This is a genomic window from Pseudobutyrivibrio xylanivorans DSM 14809 (assembly GCF_900141825.1).
In the GTDB taxonomy this organism is placed as follows: Bacteria; Bacillota; Clostridia; order Lachnospirales; family Lachnospiraceae; genus Pseudobutyrivibrio; species Pseudobutyrivibrio xylanivorans.
The window spans coordinates 1-15,663 of the sequence record NZ_FQYQ01000003.1; the positions used below are offsets into that span (position 1 = coordinate 1).

A 15,663-nucleotide genomic window follows, 5' to 3' on the forward strand; every position below is an offset into this window, starting at 1 on the left:
GCTGGCAGTATCAACATACTTATTATCGTACTGCTTTACAAGAGCATGGCATTATCCAATCTATGTCTCGAAAAGGTAACTGTTATGATAACTGTATAATGGAGACATTCTTTGGAAGATTAAAGAACGAAATGTACTATGGTTATGAGAAAGACTATTCTTCTTTTGAAGAATTCTCAAAGGCAGTTGAAGAATATATAGATTACTACAATAACAAAAGAATTCAGGCAAAAACAAAATGGATGCCACCTGTACAATACAGGATAGCATCCATGTGTTCAGCCTAGTTCATAAATATGTGTCCAGGATTCTGGGTACATATCATCTGGGCGTCCCCAGAATCGCTGGTCTATGTAAACTAGTCTATTAATAATAGTTATTATTCTAAAACGCTATAATTCTTTTTACTTATCACCAATGCAGAGCGCTGGTATTTCAAATGTAAAACCAGCATATCTAACTTTTTTATGAGTTTTTAAACAATTATCTGGCATATCTAGTTCATATTTGTGATTTTTAATAATACTACAAACCTCCCCCAACGATTTTTTCGATAGTAGATTTATAAGTGTTAATTCATCTATAACCGGAATATTATCATTCTGTGTTCGAATATTATTCTTTGCAACAACACACGCAATAATATCCACATCTTGTTCTGTTGATTCACCAAATACTTTTTTTATAAAATCTAGCTTATCTTTCGTCGCATACTCAATTACCATTTCTTGTTGTTCGCAGCCATGTGTAATATCATCTTCCCTAGCAAATATCTCTTTACTAGAATCAGCGGCCATAAACCACTTTAATTCACATAGTAAGATTACATTCGATTCTTTATCATATATTCCTAAATCAATATCTGGCAATCGTCCACCAAGTCGTTTATGTTTAACTATAAAATAATTCTTACTTAACACTGATTGGATTTTTTCCACCATGAGATTTTCAAGATTATTAACCTCTTTAGAATGTTCATAATCCTTATTTTTCAAACTAACTAACGACAAAAGATTTCGTTCTGGATTCGCACCGATAAATAACATCGGAGCAATTAACAATCCTTGTTTTCTCAATGCTATAATAGGCTGATACATTACATCCATATTCTTTATTTTGTAATCATAAATAAGGTATTCAACAATGTTTTCTACAACTTTTCTTTTTAAACCATTGATTGATGCTATTAATGAGACTAAATCTTCTTTTGTAATTCTAATTATGCTATTTTCCCATCTTACCTTTGGATCTTTTATAGTAAACAAACTACCAAAATGTATATAACAAAGCGCAGCAATATCAATCCAGGTTTGTCTATATTCTTCCAAAGAAAATAAATCAAATTGCCAGTATTCAGGCAATGTCTTTGTAGCATCCCATTGATTACATGCTATTTCTAAAAATGGTTCTAATATATCATGATTTATTTCATACCATAATTGACCATTATCAACATGAACATGTTCTCTCAGATTTTGTAAAGCTACTGATATCTTTACTGGATTAAATAATTCAAGAAAATTATTGTCTCCAGTATTCATTCTTTCTCTAAGCATATCATTCCAAGCTGTGTCATTCTCTTTTGACAAATTAAATATAACTTTCTTTCTTTTAACATCCGCAGTAAATCGTTTTCGAGAATATGAAATATATCCACTACAAATCACTGAATATGGATAAGCATATTTATCTAGGAATGAATAGAGCAATTTATATCTTCTTTCAGATAGCTCAAAACTTAAGTTTTCATCAGTATCATCTAAACTAGCCTGGTTAATCCACATCAAGGCTTGGTTTAATGCATCCATATAATCTGTTATCTTCCCCATCGCGAATGGGTTTAACATCATAGCTTTAAAATTTATTACACATAAATCACCATATGTAGCAAGCAATTCATATCTAATTTGTTCTTTAGTTCCCGTTAATGCAGGATGATTTTTGTGATAATCATCAATTATTCTTTCAATTTCTCTAATATCATACGATTTCATTATATTTTTACTCATAGTAAGCACCTCCGCAAGCCATATTAATCATATCATATAAAGCCAACAAGAAGTGCTTAAATAATTTTAAATCCTCACCACATTAAACAATTCTCCTCTTTTAACCTTGAATCCACCCTTAAGATACTTCTCAATATCCAAGTTATTCCTAGAATCATATTCTCCAGTCTCATGGTAAAGTGGATGCTGGGTGACATCATATTTGTCCGACAAAAATGGTCTTACGCCACGAAGCTGCAAGATACATTTATCACCATCAAGCACAGCTAGTTCATCCATAGTCATTAGGTCTTTACCAGTCTTTTGATAGTTCGTAGAAAAAGAAGGATTGTTACCTCTGCTTTCTCCAGTGTTATACATATCAATAGTTTCTTTACCCAATGCCTGGCTCAGGTCTTTTAGCGTAGAAGGCTCAGAACCACCTAAGAAAAGCTGTGAGTCCATATTACCTATAATGGTATCACAGTGATCTTTATAGATAGCTTTCAACTGAGATTTAGCCTGTAAGAATAAGCAAGCACTTATCTCACGACTTCGAATTGTAGCTACCAGTTTCTCTAGGTTTGGAATCTGGCCGATGTTTGCTGTTTCGTCTATAAGACAACGTACATGCACTGGCAGTCTCCCACCATAAACATCATCAGCTTTCTCACATAGCAGATTAAAAAGCTGTGTATAGATAAGTGAAATGAGGAAATTGAATGTAGCATCTGTATCACTCATGATTAGAAACAATGCAGTCTTTTGATCACCTAATGTATCAAGCTGCAATTCATCATAAGTTGTAATCTCGCGAAGCTCTTCAATATCGAATGGAGCCAGTCTAGCGCCGCATGAAATTAAAATACTTTTCATCGTTTTGCCAGCTGCCATTTTGAACTTTTTATATTGCCTTACTGCAAAGTGATTTGGATTCTTTTTCTCCAGTTCATTAAACATAATATCTACTGGATTCTCATAATCCTCATCATCCTCCCTGACCTCACAGGCATTTAAGAAATCAAGCAAGGTATTGAAGTTCTGTTCCTCTTCAGGGGCCTCATAATGGATATATCCAATGAGTGCTGTATAAAGGAGTGTTTCAGCTTTGGTCCAGAACTGATCTCCTTCTTTACCATCACCTTTTGTATTAGTAATAAGCGCATTAACAAGCTTTAAAATATCCTTCTCAGAGTGAATGTACTCGAAAGGATTGTAATGCATACTTTTTGCAAAATTGATGGTATTAAAAATCTTTAATCTATAGCCATGCTTCAAAAGAGTCTTACCACATTTGATAACAACATCTCCCTTTGGATCAGTGACTACATAACTAGAATGCATCTGTAAAAGGTTTGGCAGTAAGAAGAATCTAGTCTTACCTGATCCAGAACCACCTGTAATTACAACATTCTTATTTCTTGCATATTTTGGCTGTTTAGGACGGCTGCTCATCATCAGTCGCTCTGTTTGGGTGAGGATGATATTATCCTCAAACTTTGGTGCCTCGAAAGGCTCTATATCCTGCTGATTTCCCCATCGTGCTGAACCATATTCTGCACCATGACGATATTTCTTAGCATTCTTTCCCTTCACATAAACAGCAACCTTCATCACAACACCAATAACAATACCGACTACCAAATCAAATGGATAAAAGCTTGGTAAGAAATTCGAGAAGGCTATCGGAAGAGACTGAAATAATCCATCAATCTTTTCCGATATTCCAATACCTTCTGATATTCTCCAGGCTTCACCTAGATTTGTTGCGAATAATCCCATCAACACATAAGGAACGTTCAGCAGAATTAATTTCTTCTGCTGCTTTGTCATCTAACGTGCTCCTTTTTCTTAGTTCGTGTTTTCTTTGGTTGTGACTTAACCTTCTGAACCAAACGTTTAAGCTTTTCACGAACGCTAGGCCTCTGTTCTTTCCTAACCATCTTGGCTCCATATTCATTCATCACAGCTTCTAAAGCGTCTGTATCTCTAGCCTTAAAAAAGGCTGTATATACTGGTGGATTTTGATTCTTATCTTTAATTACTGCGAAATCCACTCCATACTTCTTAGCTATTCTTTCAAAGGTTTTAATACCTTTATCACCAATCTCCATACTGGTAACACCTTGATTCTGCTTTATAAGCTCATCAATAGATTGTTTTCCTTGGATATGGCTATCAATACTTTCTAGCTTCTTATTAGCTCTATGCCGCATATAAAGTCTAATACCTGCCATAATTCCATTAATGGTCATTCTAGTACCTGTTATAGCCAGCCGGACCGTTTTCTCTTCTATCTCTTCCTGCAAAATCTCACCTCCTCTCCACTAAAAAACAGATACTAAATATTAATTCTTAGCATCTGTTTCTTCTTTATCTTTATCCTGTTTTATTAATTCCTGATACTTTGAAAGCCTATCAGCTTTCTTTTGATTTTCGTCAAAACTTAAATCTACTTCTACTGGAATCATAGTTACCTCCTACAAACACATATCTTTATTTCTTTGTTGTTTCTTCTGCCACTGTTCAAGCAGCTTTATAATGGTATCCTCCATCTGGCGAGGTGTGTAAGACTTAGGAAAGTATTTCTTAAGGACATCATTCTTAAGGGTGACTCTGTCTACATCCTGCTTTTTTTCTTCTGAAAGAATGATGTTCATTCCTTCCTGAGTGATTCTATTTTCTACGGCTAATGCTTTTATTCGCTGAGCCTGTGAAAGAGATGGTATGGACTGTGAGTATTCAATAGCCTCTAACAAGTCTTTTTGCTGAGTTGGATTTAGGAACGATAATTCCACAGCTGGATTAAATCCAATACGTTTTTCATCAACCATATCAAGCAGTTCAGGACAAAGGTTTGTCAGACGAATATATCTCTTAACATTTGTTTTAGAAATACCTGCCTCTTCTCCAATTATCTCAGTACTCAACTTCGGACCAACTTGGTCCGAAGTTAATTGCGCCATCTTTCCCTGATGTTTTAAAGCATCTAATTTCATTTTAAATGCCCAAGCTCTCTCACTAGGAAGTATTTCTTCACGTTGCAGATTACTATCTACCATCAAGATGGTCGCAGCATCATCATCCAAATCCCTAACAATACAAGGAATTGTTTCAAGGCCTGCAATCTCACAAGCATGATGTCTTCTGTGTCCTGATAGAATTTCATAACCATCTCGATCAGGTCTTACAATAGCTGGCTGTAAAACACCAAACTCCTGAATGGACTCTACTGTTTTTGCCATATCTTCATCGTCTTTTACCTTAAAAGGATGACCTTCAAAAGCATGAAGCTCTGTAAGAGGCAATTGCACAACCACATCACCATCAGGTACTTTGGCTGTTTCTTCCTTAGCTGCCCCGCCAAAGATATCATCGTAACTGGTCAATTGAATGTTTGCGCGCTCTTTCATTCTTCAATACCTCCTTGGTTAACTCTCTATAAGCCTCTGCAACTTTTCCCTTAGGGTCATGAGCGTAAATACTCTTGCCCTCAGCACTTATTTCAGCTGCTCTAACTGAATGTGGAATCTCAGTTTTATAAACCTTTAACTTGCTGCCATAAGTCTCACGAATAAGATTACTAATGTCCTTAGCGTAGTTTGTTCTGTTATCCACCATTGTTAAGAGGATTCCATCAATCTTAAGCTTGGGATTAATCTGTCGTCTTACTTTGCTAACAGTCTGTAAAAGCTGCTCTAAACCTTTAGCAGAAAGGTACTGTGCCTGAACTGGTATCACTAACTGATCAGCAGCTGCTAACGCATTTACGGTAAGCATTCCAAGCGAAGGCATACAATCAATTAGCACATAGTCATAATTCGTTTTTACGGAATCAATATATTCTTTCAAAACCCTTTCACGACTCATATAGTTGACAAGAGATAATTCCATACCAGAAAGCTCTATGTTTGCTGGAAGCAAATCGACACCTTCTTTGTGATGAAGAATCCCTTCATCAACAGCTATCCGCTCTTCATTAAGCACCTTTGCCATAATATCCTTTACTGTTACCGATATCTCATCTGTTCGTGGATACCCAAGGCTGATGGTAAGTGAACCCTGTGGGTCCAAATCAACCAATAAAACCTTTTTCCCTTCTGCAGCAAGACCAATCCCAAGATTTTCAGTACTTTGGGTTTTCCCAGTCCCACCTTTCTGATTTACAAGTGCCATAACAATTGGCTTACTCATTGGTTAGCCCTCCTTCATTCCTAAATATTTCATTATTGCAACGAGTTCTGTAGTAAGAAGATGTCGTTAACAGCGAGTTGTACAAAGTCGTTAATAGATACGATTTAATGTTACCTATTTTCGGTTTTGTTTCTTCTAGACGTTCCAGCACGAATGCGATATTAAACATATTCAGCTTCATAAACTGTGATCTAACAATACTCATTGGCTTTTTCTCTCCACAAATAACGATTTCCTTCTTAGATGACGTAACTACATCAACAATCAACTCATAAAGCTCATCAACAAGAGGATTATCTGAATAATCAACTCTCAAAGCATCCAGGCTTATCTGATTTGCAATATAACATCTGATTGCGGAGTAGTTATCAAAGTCTTGTCTCGTCCTGTCCCGTCCTTCATCTACATAACCTTCATCATTAGACAAGACTTGACTAGACTCAGTATCACTAAATTCAGTTTTATTAAACTTAGTATTATTTGTTTGTCTTTCCGACAATTCTTGATTTGACTTATCGACATTTCTTGAATTGTCATTTGGACAATTCCAGAAGTGTCCATCCGACACTTCCTCTGAAAAGTCCAATACGTAGATGAGATTTGGCTTATTCAGCCCCTGCCTTTTTCTTTCAATTAATTCAATTTCCTCAAGCTCTTTGAATACACTGCAGGCCTTTTTCTCTCCACAACCAATAACCTCTTCAGCAGCTTCACTGATTGTGCAGTAAACAAAGACTCTACCTTCATCATCAAACCATTCATTTTCTGCAGATAAACTCATCCTATCCAACAGGAAACCATACAGTACCTTAGCCTCACAGGAAAGCTTGCGATATCTTTTTCCCGTTAGTAACAACTTTGGAATTCTTATAAATGAAAAAAGGTCAGCTTGCCGCCGACCATAAAAATACTTTTTAGACATTAAATCCCACCTCGTATATTCACTTTATTTGGCTTATATAGCCATTTCACCTTTGTCCTTAGACTTTGGTTTATGCTCCTTCTTTGGAGCTTCCTTGACCTTATCCTGGGTCTTCTTAAGCTTACCAACCGCAGATTCTTTCTCAGCCTCTTTATCGAGCTCATGCTCCTTTGTAGCTATACGCTCTTTGAAGTTCTCTGCCAGCTCAAATACCTTTTCCTTTGAATCATAGTGATATAGATTATCCGAAAGGATGTCCTCTGGCTCTAACTCACAAGAATTCACATTGGATATCATCTCCTTAAGTGAATCTATATCGTGAGCCATAGACTCAGGTACTAAAAGCACCTCGTGGATTGAACAAGGGATAATATAGAAGTCTTCTCCCATCTTTTTTGCCTGCTCATCCAAGAAGCCCTCATAAGCAATAACACCAGCTCCATGATGCTTATCCGCCACTGTTCCAACGAGAATCTGATCTTCTGGTCCACCAGCAGGGAGCATAAATCCTGCATCCGGAATAAGCTCTGCAATTGTTCCAAATAAAGTATTAACCTCCACAGGTCTGATCTCCGGTGATGAAATAAGAGCATCCTGATGAAGCTGCTCCTTTGTAATATCCATCTTTTCAAGCATCTCATTTGTAACCACAACTGATGCTATTCCATCATCCATCTGTCCAAGCAATACGCGATATACAATCGCTATATCCTCCATATCTTTGTGAGGAACCTTCTCTAGAAGTGATGAATTCTTTTCCGCATTTACTGCTTCAAGTACCAGCTTGTCCTTGATGAAATCATAATCTGTAAGCTGATTTGCATCGTAGCTTGGCATGTTAGAAATAGCGTCATCCATCATCCTTGTCGCGTGGTTCAGGACCAGGTCGTAATCATCTGTTTTCTCATATGCTGCAAACAGATTTGAGAAATTACCGCTAGGTCCCATCATGGAATTCTCAAGCTTAACAGAAATTGCATCATAACCATCCTGATTAAGCTTCTGTGAAGGTGCGATATCTACACTGGCGATATCATGCCCTTTTGCCTCAAGATTACTCTTAAGGTCTTCTTTGAACTGCTCTTTGAACTGTTCGTAGTCCATATAACTAACCTCCTTATGAATATTTTATTTTTGTCTATAAGTGAGACAAAAAAAGAGCAGTTATTCAATAAAGAATACCTACTCTATGTAACAAAAATATTCAGTTTGGAAGGCAAATGGTGTCAAAAAAATTGACACCATTTTGACACCATTTGCTCACGACATACATTTCAAAAATGCTTATTTTACGCCATTCTGACACCACAAGTTATGACAACTTACGATACGTTACGATAAGATATAACAGTTTACATAAATAGCAAAAATCCTTATAAATACGCTATTTCTCGCTAATCTTATTCCACTCATAAGGTGTGTTCTGGTACACGTAGTAATTCAACCAATTAGAATACAAAATATTCCCATGACTTCTCCACTGAAGCAATGGCTTCTGCTCTGGATCATCATTTGGATAATAGTTCTCTGGCAAAGCTATTTCTAATCCTTTGCCAACATCTCGCTTATATTCACTATCAAGAGTAAAGCGGTCGTACTCTGGATGTCCCATTACAAAGATATTGCTGCCATCCTTGGACATGCAAAGGAACACGCCAGCTTCATCGCTCTTGGCACATACTACAAGCTCGTCACAGGCTTCTATATCTTCAGTGCGCACACCTGTATGGCGGCTGTGTGGAGCATAGAAAACATCATCAAATCCACGGACCAGTGGAATCTTTCTGTTCTGAACTCTGTGTGGGAATATACCAAATTTCTTCTCATCTAAATCATATTTATTAATACCATAGCGGTAATATAATCCTGCCTGGCATCCCCAGCAAAGATGAAGTGTAGATGTTACATGAGTCTTAGTCCACTCGAACACATGAGTAAGCTCTTTCCAATAATCCACCTCTTCAAAAGGCATCTGTTCTACAGGTGCTCCTGTAATAATCAAACCATCAAAATATCTATCGTACACGTCCTCAATGCGCTCATAGAAAGTATCAAGATGAGTCTTGCTTGTGTGTTTGCTCTCGTGACTTCCTACTGTAAGGAATGTTACATCCACCTGAAGAGGTGTATTAGAAAGTGAACGTAAAAGCTGAAGCTCAGTAGCTTCTTTTAATGGCATTAGATTAAGAATTCCAATAGAGATAGGTCTAATATCCTGATGAGTGGACCTATTCTCGTCCATAACAAATATATTCTCTTGCTCAAGTATTGCCTTAGCAGGTAAATCGTTTTGTGTTCTAATTGGCATACTTACCCTCTCCTTATCATCTAGTAAAATCAATAAATAACTTTACTAATGATAACACAACCTATCTTCTTCTGCCATGCAATAATTCTTTATTCTTGTACATGCGCTGGTCAGCCATAAGATATACTCGATTGGAATCCGCATTTTTAAATTCATGTCTGAAAGCATAGCCAATAGCAGCACTTCTATATATGTTAGGGTCAGATTTATTCATATTATCAAGACAACTATTCAGCCTTTCAATAATTTCATCTACTTTTTCCATGCTGCTATCTGTAAGAATACCAACGAATTCATCTCCTCCAGTTCTTGCAATGAAGCCAACATGTCCAAAGCTTTCCTTTAAAGCTTCTCCTACATCGGATATGTATTTATCTCCCATCAGATGTCCCTGATTATCATTGATAGCCTTTAAGCCGTTTAGGTCTATGCTGATAACACAATAATCCTCTTCGCTTTTAGAAATCTTAGCCATATAAGCCTCGTACCTAGATCTGTTTGCCAAGCCTGTCAGCTCATCGGCATAAGCAAGATGTGCAAGTGAAGAATACTCTTCATTTCTAGCGAAAGACTCTGAAATAAAGGTTGAATAATTAAGCATTGTTCCGAAAACCATAAATATAGCAGCCACAGGAACAATCAACTTAGAAAGCATTATCTGTTCACATATACCATATAGTTCTAGATAATAAAAGATAACATTAATAACACAAGCTGCAGCCAGACCGATTTGTCCAACCGCCTGAATAAACTGGGACTTGGTAATCAAATTCGCTTTTGCATCCTTAATTAGGACCTTAACAAACATAAATACAATCAGTACTAACGCATCCAGCTGATATATTCCCAGTGTCCTATTGATATGAACAAGCCCTGTAAAATGAAGTGCTATTAATAAGAACGGAATAATCGAACCACATATACTGAAAACCAGGAACGCTTTATTTTTTAGGTAGTCTCTCATACAGCCGATGGTCATATACATAAGTGGAACCACCATATACAAAGCAATATATTCTATTTCTGTTTGATGTCCGCTGGTTTCAATGAACAAATCCACCAGCTTAAACTGAGCCAAAAACCACACTCCCAGAGCAACATACATTAACGCAGCATACATCTGCATGTTCACTTCCGGAATGTTGCTTCTAAATCCTAAAGCAACGGCAAAAAACATTATTCCAAAAACAACAAGAAACGCACCAACCAAATATATGAACATGCGATTATACACGCTATACATAAGCAGATCCACGTAGCCACCTACAGCCGGAGCCTGATAATATGCATAAGCATTATCCTCAGTCACCATAAGAGTAATCTGAATTGTGGATAATATAAGCGCCTTAGGCAAACTCACATAGTTTACTTCGCAGCCAATATACTTTCCTGTTTTATATTCCTCTAAAAATCTATGCCCTGCTAATTTATCTCCACAATACACCTCCCAAGCACTATGTCTTGAATCAAACATTAATGTTGGAGAAATGAAATAGCCCAGATCAACATTATCATTTTTTAAAGTGATAATATCCCCTTTATAAGTACTATTCCCAATCAGCTTTCTAAGCTCAGATAGCTTCACATCCTCATAAAGATTTCCATTGTAAGTAACATCCCACCCGCTATCCAAAACAACTACATTTGAATAGTTATTTGGTTTAAAGAAATAATGAGCAAAGATGTATATTACTAAGAGGGATATAAAGGAGATTCCCAGATAAAGTATTTTTTTACCCATGATGCACCCCCTTCATTTCGTACATGCGTAAGTCAGCCTTATCGAATACATCCTTATATCTTCCCCCTTGTACCTCGTCACTATAGGCAAAACCAACAGATGCCCCTAGTGTTATATCCTTGCTATATTTATTATATTTGCGCATTTCTTCCTGCAATTCCTGGGCGCAGGCCTCACAGGCTTCTCTATCGATTTTCTTATATACAACTACAAATTCATCTCCACCAGTCCTTGCAATCATATCCGAATCTACATAAACTTCCCTTAGAAGCTTCGTAAATGCGATAATCATCTTATCACCAACAGTATGTCCAAAGGTATCGTTCACCACTTTAAGCTTGTCCAAATCAAGGCTGACAATGGTATAGTCTCCTGTCAAAGTAGCAAAGTACTGATTGCAAGCAGCTCGGTTTAAAAGACCTGTTAATGCATCAGTGTATGCCATGCCCTCCAACTGTTTTTTCACTCTGTCTGCACTCATATGGTTGATGCCATTCATAAAGTAATATACAAAATAGCAAAGCATGAATAACAACATTCCCATTTCCAACAAATCTAAGGATGGGAATAGTTTTGTATCCGTAAAATTAATATCAGGATTATAAAAAGCCCCAATAATTATTTCAAGAAATGAAAAAATAAGCATTGTGATAAGGCCAAACACAAGGTAATAATCAGCATCTACCGTATAATATAGCTCTGATTCCTCATTGCTTTTCTGCTTCTTTACAATAGCTCCATAAAGAGGAGGCATAATAACTATGATTTCAATAAAACATAACACTCCCACAACATTAACCATTCTGTTTATATGAAGGATTCCAATTACGTGAAGTAGAAGTAACATTATCGGAAATACGATATTAACAATAATAAAAATACGCTGTTTTCTTTTGAATAAATCTGGATGAGTAGAATACAAAAGAATTGAAAATGCCAAAGGTATACAATAGAAGGATAGATACTCCACCATAGAGAAAAATTCATCGTGAGAACCAATGAACCATAAAATATCATTTCTAGCAAAGATATAGCATCCTAATATCATAGAAAAATTAGCACCAATATAAATTTGAGAAGCCGTTCTTCGGGTAAAAGCAAGATAAATTGACAGAGCAAACAAAATGCAAGAATAGACAACCAAAAAGCTACCGATAAACATAGAAATTCTGTTGTAGCTGAAGAATGATTGCATTAATAAACTTCTGTGGCCTAAATAAACCGGTGATAATATTTCAACAGAATTATCCTCACCCATGGTATACACAATCATAATATTATGCCTACCAGGTTGAGGGTTCATATCAACCATATTGTATTTTTTAGGAATGTATTTTCCTTTTTCTAATTCATCTCTACCATAAGAATACTTAACTTTACCATCCACTAAAAGTTCGACTGCCTGCAAATTGCTTCTAAACATTAGTGTATTGTGCTCTGGTATAAAAAATGATTTAGAAATGGAAATACGCTCTCCTCTTTTGCTTTTTCCAATATTATATTTGGATAAAGTCACGTCATTACTGGTTATACCCCCACGAAAAACAGACCAGCCATCATCTATACGGCTGATTGAAAAGTTTGACGATGAGGTAAACCATTTACCCCCAAATGCCAACACTACTACTATCATAAATATCATTAGCATTGGGAGTATAAAGTACCTGTTTATTAGTATTTGACGCCTTCTTTCCATCATAAGCACATTATAAAGTATAAATGTGTATTTTTATGTAAAAAAACGTTATATTTTAACTATTTATCAACGAAAGTAAGCCCTCTTCATCAAGTACTGTAACACCTAATGAATTAGCTTTATCCAATTTGCTTCCAGCAGCCTCTCCAGCCACTAAATAACTAGTTTTCTTAGAAACAGAACCTGCGCACTTTCCACCATTTAATTCGATGAGCTCCTGAGCTTCCTTTCTGCCCATAGTAGGAAGTGTTCCTGTGATTACGAAAGTAAGGCCTGAAAGCTTGTCTGTAGCGCCTTCTTTTTCTTCCTCTACCATATTAACACCTGCAGCCTTTAATCTGCCTATAATGTCAATATTTACAGGGTCGTGCAAATAATCATAAATAGATTTGGCACTGATTTCTCCAATATCATTAACCTGCATAAGCTCTTCTTCTGACAGTTCCATGATTTTTTCGATGTCCTTGAACTGTCCAAGTAACGCCTTTGCAGCAGCTTTTCCAACATTAGGAATACCAAAGCCTGTGAAAAGCTTTACAGCATCATTTTCCTTTGAGCTTTCAATAACACCAAGAAGCTTGTCAGTATTCTTTTCCTTACCGATAATCCCCTCCTCAATAAGCTCATCTCGCTTATCCTTAAGAGAATAGATATCAGCAATGTCCTTAATGTACCCTCTTCTTACAAGGTCGATGATATATACTTCACCAAATCCTCTAATATCCATAGCATCTCTTGATACAAAATTAATAATATGACGCTCTAACTGAGCTGGACAGCTAGGATTAGAGCACTTCATATCTGCTGTATCAGCATCCCTTGATACAGGGCCGCCACAGGCTGGGCAAACACTTGGAATCTTATATGTGTTAACTCCATCTGGACGTTTATCGTGCTTAACCTCTTTAATCTTAGGAATGATTTCGCCTGATTTATAAACTACTATCGTATCTCCGATACCGATGTTCAGTTCATCAATAAAATCCTGATTGTGAAGAGTAGCACGGCTAACTGTTGTACCGCATAAACGAATTGGCTCAAAAATAGCTGTAGGATTTACTCGACCAGTACGGCCTACAGAAAGCTCTACATCTAAAAGCTTTGTCTCCTTTTCTTCAGGTGGGTATTTGTATGCGATATGACCGTTTGTGTACTTAGCACTTGTAGAAAAATCAGCTCTATATACGACCTGATCAATCTTAACTACCGCACCATCTATATCAAATTCAAACTCTTCTCTCTTCTCGCCAATCTCATCGATAACAGATAAAATATCCTCTGCATTATCGCATATACGATGGAAAACAACTGGCACATTGTGCTCGTCCAAAATATCAAGTCCCTTACAATGACTCTCTGTAAGCTCATCCGGACCCTGCTGAACATTGAATACAAACATCTTCAAACCACGCTTTTTAGTGATATTTGCATCAAGCTGGCGAAGTGTTCCAGCAGCAAGGTTTCTAGGATTAGCTGCAAGCTTACCTCCAGCAATTTCCTGCTCCTCGTTATATCTGTCAAAATCCTCGTGAGACATATAAACTTCACCTCGAAGCTGAAGTGATTCATATGGCAAATCAAGATATTTATTTACATCTGAAATAACAAGCGCATTTTCTGTAACGTCCTCACCTACAAGACCGTCTCCTCTTGTCTCAGCAAGCTTAAGCTTTAACTTTCCCTGACTATCTTTCTCGTATCTGAGAGTCATAGAAAGACCGTCAATCTTTGCCTCTACAGAAAACTTTGCATCTGGATGAACCGCCTTAACCTTTTCAACCCATGCTACTACGTCCTCTTTAGTAAAGACATCCTCGATAGAAAGCATTGGTACATCGTGAGTAACCTTTACACCTGCCTCACGCTTTGCAATACCACCTATTTTCTGTGTAGGAGAATCTGGTGTTACCCACTCAGGATGCTCCTTCTCGGCAGCCTTAAGCTGAAGCATAAGCTGATCATATTCGAAGTCTGTAATTTCAGGCTCATCATCGTTGTAGTATTTGTCCATGTGATAGTCGATAGTATCGACTAATTTTTTATATTCTTCTAATAACATTAATTCTTTGATCCCTCTAACATTTTATTTAACAGTTTCAGTTCGTGTAATGTCACATCCCTATATGTATCTTCCTTTAAATCTCCGAGCTCAATATTCATAATACGTACTCTCTTAAGGGTGCGCACTCTATAACCAAGCTCCTGACACATTCGTCTGATTTGACGATTCAATCCCTGTGTAAGAATGATATTGAACTTGTTTGGTCCAAGCTTTTTCACCTGACATTTTCGAGTAGTAGTATCCAATTCCTCGAGATAAACTCCCGCTGACATCTTTTTTATAAAGTCGGCTGTAATCTCTTTATCAACAGTGACAACATATTCTTTTTCATGGGCGTTTACAGCCCTCATTATCTTATTAACTAAATCACCCTGATTAGTAAGAAGTAACAATCCCGTGCTGTCCTTATCCAAACGACCGATAGGATAAATTCTCTCTGGATAATTCAGATGATCTACAATATTATTCTTCTCACGCTTTTCAGCTGTGCAAACAATTCCTGCTGGCTTATTATAAGCGATAAGAATCTGTTTCTTTCCAACATTTGAAACAGGCTTGCCCTTAAACAAAACCTCATCAGCGGCAGACACTTTCATTCCCATAACTGCCGGCTGCCCATTTACCATAACATCTCCGGCTTCAATGGCGGCATCTGCAGCCCTTCGACTACACACCCCTGCGTCAGACAAATATTTATTTAATCTGTATAATTCTTCCACTAAAGCCTCCATTTATATATCAGAATGGAGACC

14 protein-coding genes are annotated in these 15,663 nt (G+C 36.9%); 1 reads left to right on the top strand and 13 read right to left on the bottom strand.

Going from position 1 to position 15,663, the window contains the following annotated elements; translation table 11 throughout:
- Window positions 1-287 (top strand): IS3 family transposase (locus BUA88_RS03180; RefSeq protein WP_143151393.1); only part of this gene is annotated, 287 nt, incomplete at its 5' end.
- Between the two features lie 117 nt (window positions 288-404).
- Here BUA88_RS03180 and BUA88_RS03185 read toward each other — a convergent pair.
- The 13 genes from BUA88_RS03185 to BUA88_RS03240 form a co-directional block, all read right to left on the bottom strand.
- On the bottom strand, window positions 405-2,009 hold the full coding sequence (locus BUA88_RS03185; protein ID WP_242939568.1) for a hypothetical protein: 1,605 nt from the start codon (window positions 2,007-2,009) through the stop codon (window positions 405-407).
- Between the two features lie 66 nt (window positions 2,010-2,075).
- Window positions 2,076-3,821 (bottom strand): VirD4-like conjugal transfer protein, CD1115 family, encoded by a 1,746-nt coding sequence (locus BUA88_RS03190; protein WP_072912627.1) that lies wholly within the window; start codon window positions 3,819-3,821, stop codon window positions 2,076-2,078.
- Window positions 3,818-4,297, bottom strand: coding sequence for a PcfB family protein (locus tag BUA88_RS03195; protein ID WP_072912631.1), 480 nt, complete (start codon window positions 4,295-4,297; stop codon window positions 3,818-3,820). The genes BUA88_RS03190 and BUA88_RS03195 overlap by 4 nt, the downstream gene beginning before the upstream one ends.
- A 39-nt stretch (window positions 4,298-4,336) precedes the next feature.
- Entirely contained in the window at window positions 4,337-4,459 is a 123-nt protein-coding gene (locus tag BUA88_RS16580; protein ID WP_278335514.1) for a hypothetical protein, read from the bottom strand.
- A gap of 9 nt (window positions 4,460-4,468) precedes the next feature.
- Window positions 4,469-5,401 (bottom strand): ParB/RepB/Spo0J family partition protein, encoded by a 933-nt coding sequence (locus tag BUA88_RS03200; RefSeq protein WP_072912634.1) that lies wholly within the window; start codon window positions 5,399-5,401, stop codon window positions 4,469-4,471.
- Window positions 5,361-6,182, bottom strand: a complete 822-nt coding sequence (locus BUA88_RS03205) for a ParA family protein (protein WP_072912639.1) — start codon at window positions 6,180-6,182, stop codon at window positions 5,361-5,363. The genes BUA88_RS03200 and BUA88_RS03205 overlap by 41 nt, the downstream gene beginning before the upstream one ends.
- A complete protein-coding gene (locus BUA88_RS03210) occupies window positions 6,175-7,104 on the bottom strand; it encodes a replication initiator protein A (protein WP_072912643.1) in 930 nt (309 codons plus the stop codon). The genes BUA88_RS03205 and BUA88_RS03210 overlap by 8 nt, the downstream gene beginning before the upstream one ends.
- A gap of 33 nt (window positions 7,105-7,137) precedes the next feature.
- A complete protein-coding gene (locus BUA88_RS03215) occupies window positions 7,138-8,208 on the bottom strand; it encodes a DUF5688 family protein (RefSeq protein WP_072912646.1) in 1,071 nt (356 codons plus the stop codon).
- Between the two features lie 280 nt (window positions 8,209-8,488).
- Complete coding sequence (metA, locus tag BUA88_RS03220) at window positions 8,489-9,412, bottom strand: homoserine O-acetyltransferase MetA (protein ID WP_072912649.1); 924 nt, start codon at window positions 9,410-9,412, stop codon at window positions 8,489-8,491.
- A 61-nt stretch (window positions 9,413-9,473) separates the two neighbouring features.
- Window positions 9,474-11,153, bottom strand: a complete 1,680-nt coding sequence (locus BUA88_RS03225; protein ID WP_072912653.1) for a GGDEF domain-containing protein — start codon at window positions 11,151-11,153, stop codon at window positions 9,474-9,476.
- Window positions 11,146-12,576, bottom strand: a complete 1,431-nt coding sequence (locus tag BUA88_RS03230; RefSeq protein ID WP_159430876.1) for a GGDEF domain-containing protein — start codon at window positions 12,574-12,576, stop codon at window positions 11,146-11,148. Before BUA88_RS03230 ends, BUA88_RS03225 begins: the two co-directional genes overlap by 8 nt.
- A gap of 328 nt (window positions 12,577-12,904) precedes the next feature.
- Window positions 12,905-14,908, bottom strand: a complete 2,004-nt coding sequence (ligA, locus tag BUA88_RS03235) for an NAD-dependent DNA ligase LigA (protein WP_072912659.1) — start codon at window positions 14,906-14,908, stop codon at window positions 12,905-12,907.
- Window positions 14,908-15,642 (bottom strand): pseudouridine synthase, encoded by a 735-nt coding sequence (locus BUA88_RS03240; RefSeq protein ID WP_072912662.1) that lies wholly within the window; start codon window positions 15,640-15,642, stop codon window positions 14,908-14,910. Before BUA88_RS03240 ends, ligA begins: the two co-directional genes overlap by 1 nt.
- Window positions 15,643-15,663 lie beyond the last annotated feature (21 nt).

Bases quoted from the DNA above. Each gene is read 5' to 3' on its own strand.
- BUA88_RS03185 (WP_242939568.1), bottom strand. From the start codon at position 2,009: ATGAGTAAAAATATAATGAAATCGTATGATATTAGAGAAATTGAAAGA.
- BUA88_RS03190 (WP_072912627.1), bottom strand. From the start codon at position 3,821: ATGACAAAGCAGCAGAAGAAATTAATTCTGCTGAACGTTCCTTATGTG.
- BUA88_RS16580 (WP_278335514.1), bottom strand. From the start codon at position 4,459: ATGATTCCAGTAGAAGTAGATTTAAGTTTTGACGAAAATCAAAAGAAA.
- BUA88_RS03200 (WP_072912634.1), bottom strand. From the start codon at position 5,401: ATGAAAGAGCGCGCAAACATTCAATTGACCAGTTACGATGATATCTTT.
- BUA88_RS03205 (WP_072912639.1), bottom strand. From the start codon at position 6,182: ATGAGTAAGCCAATTGTTATGGCACTTGTAAATCAGAAAGGTGGGACT.
- BUA88_RS03210 (WP_072912643.1), bottom strand. From the start codon at position 7,104: ATGTCTAAAAAGTATTTTTATGGTCGGCGGCAAGCTGACCTTTTTTCA.
- BUA88_RS03215 (WP_072912646.1), bottom strand. From the start codon at position 8,208: ATGGACTACGAACAGTTCAAAGAGCAGTTCAAAGAAGACCTTAAGAGT.
- metA (WP_072912649.1), bottom strand. From the start codon at position 9,412: ATGCCAATTAGAACACAAAACGATTTACCTGCTAAGGCAATACTTGAG.
- BUA88_RS03225 (WP_072912653.1), bottom strand. From the start codon at position 11,153: ATGGGTAAAAAAATACTTTATCTGGGAATCTCCTTTATATCCCTCTTA.
- BUA88_RS03230 (WP_159430876.1), bottom strand. From the start codon at position 12,576: ATGTTTAGAAGCAATTTGCAGGCAGTCGAACTTTTAGTGGATGGTAAA.
- ligA (WP_072912659.1), bottom strand. From the start codon at position 14,908: ATGTTATTAGAAGAATATAAAAAATTAGTCGATACTATCGACTATCAC.
- BUA88_RS03240 (WP_072912662.1), bottom strand. From the start codon at position 15,642: ATGGAGGCTTTAGTGGAAGAATTATACAGATTAAATAAATATTTGTCT.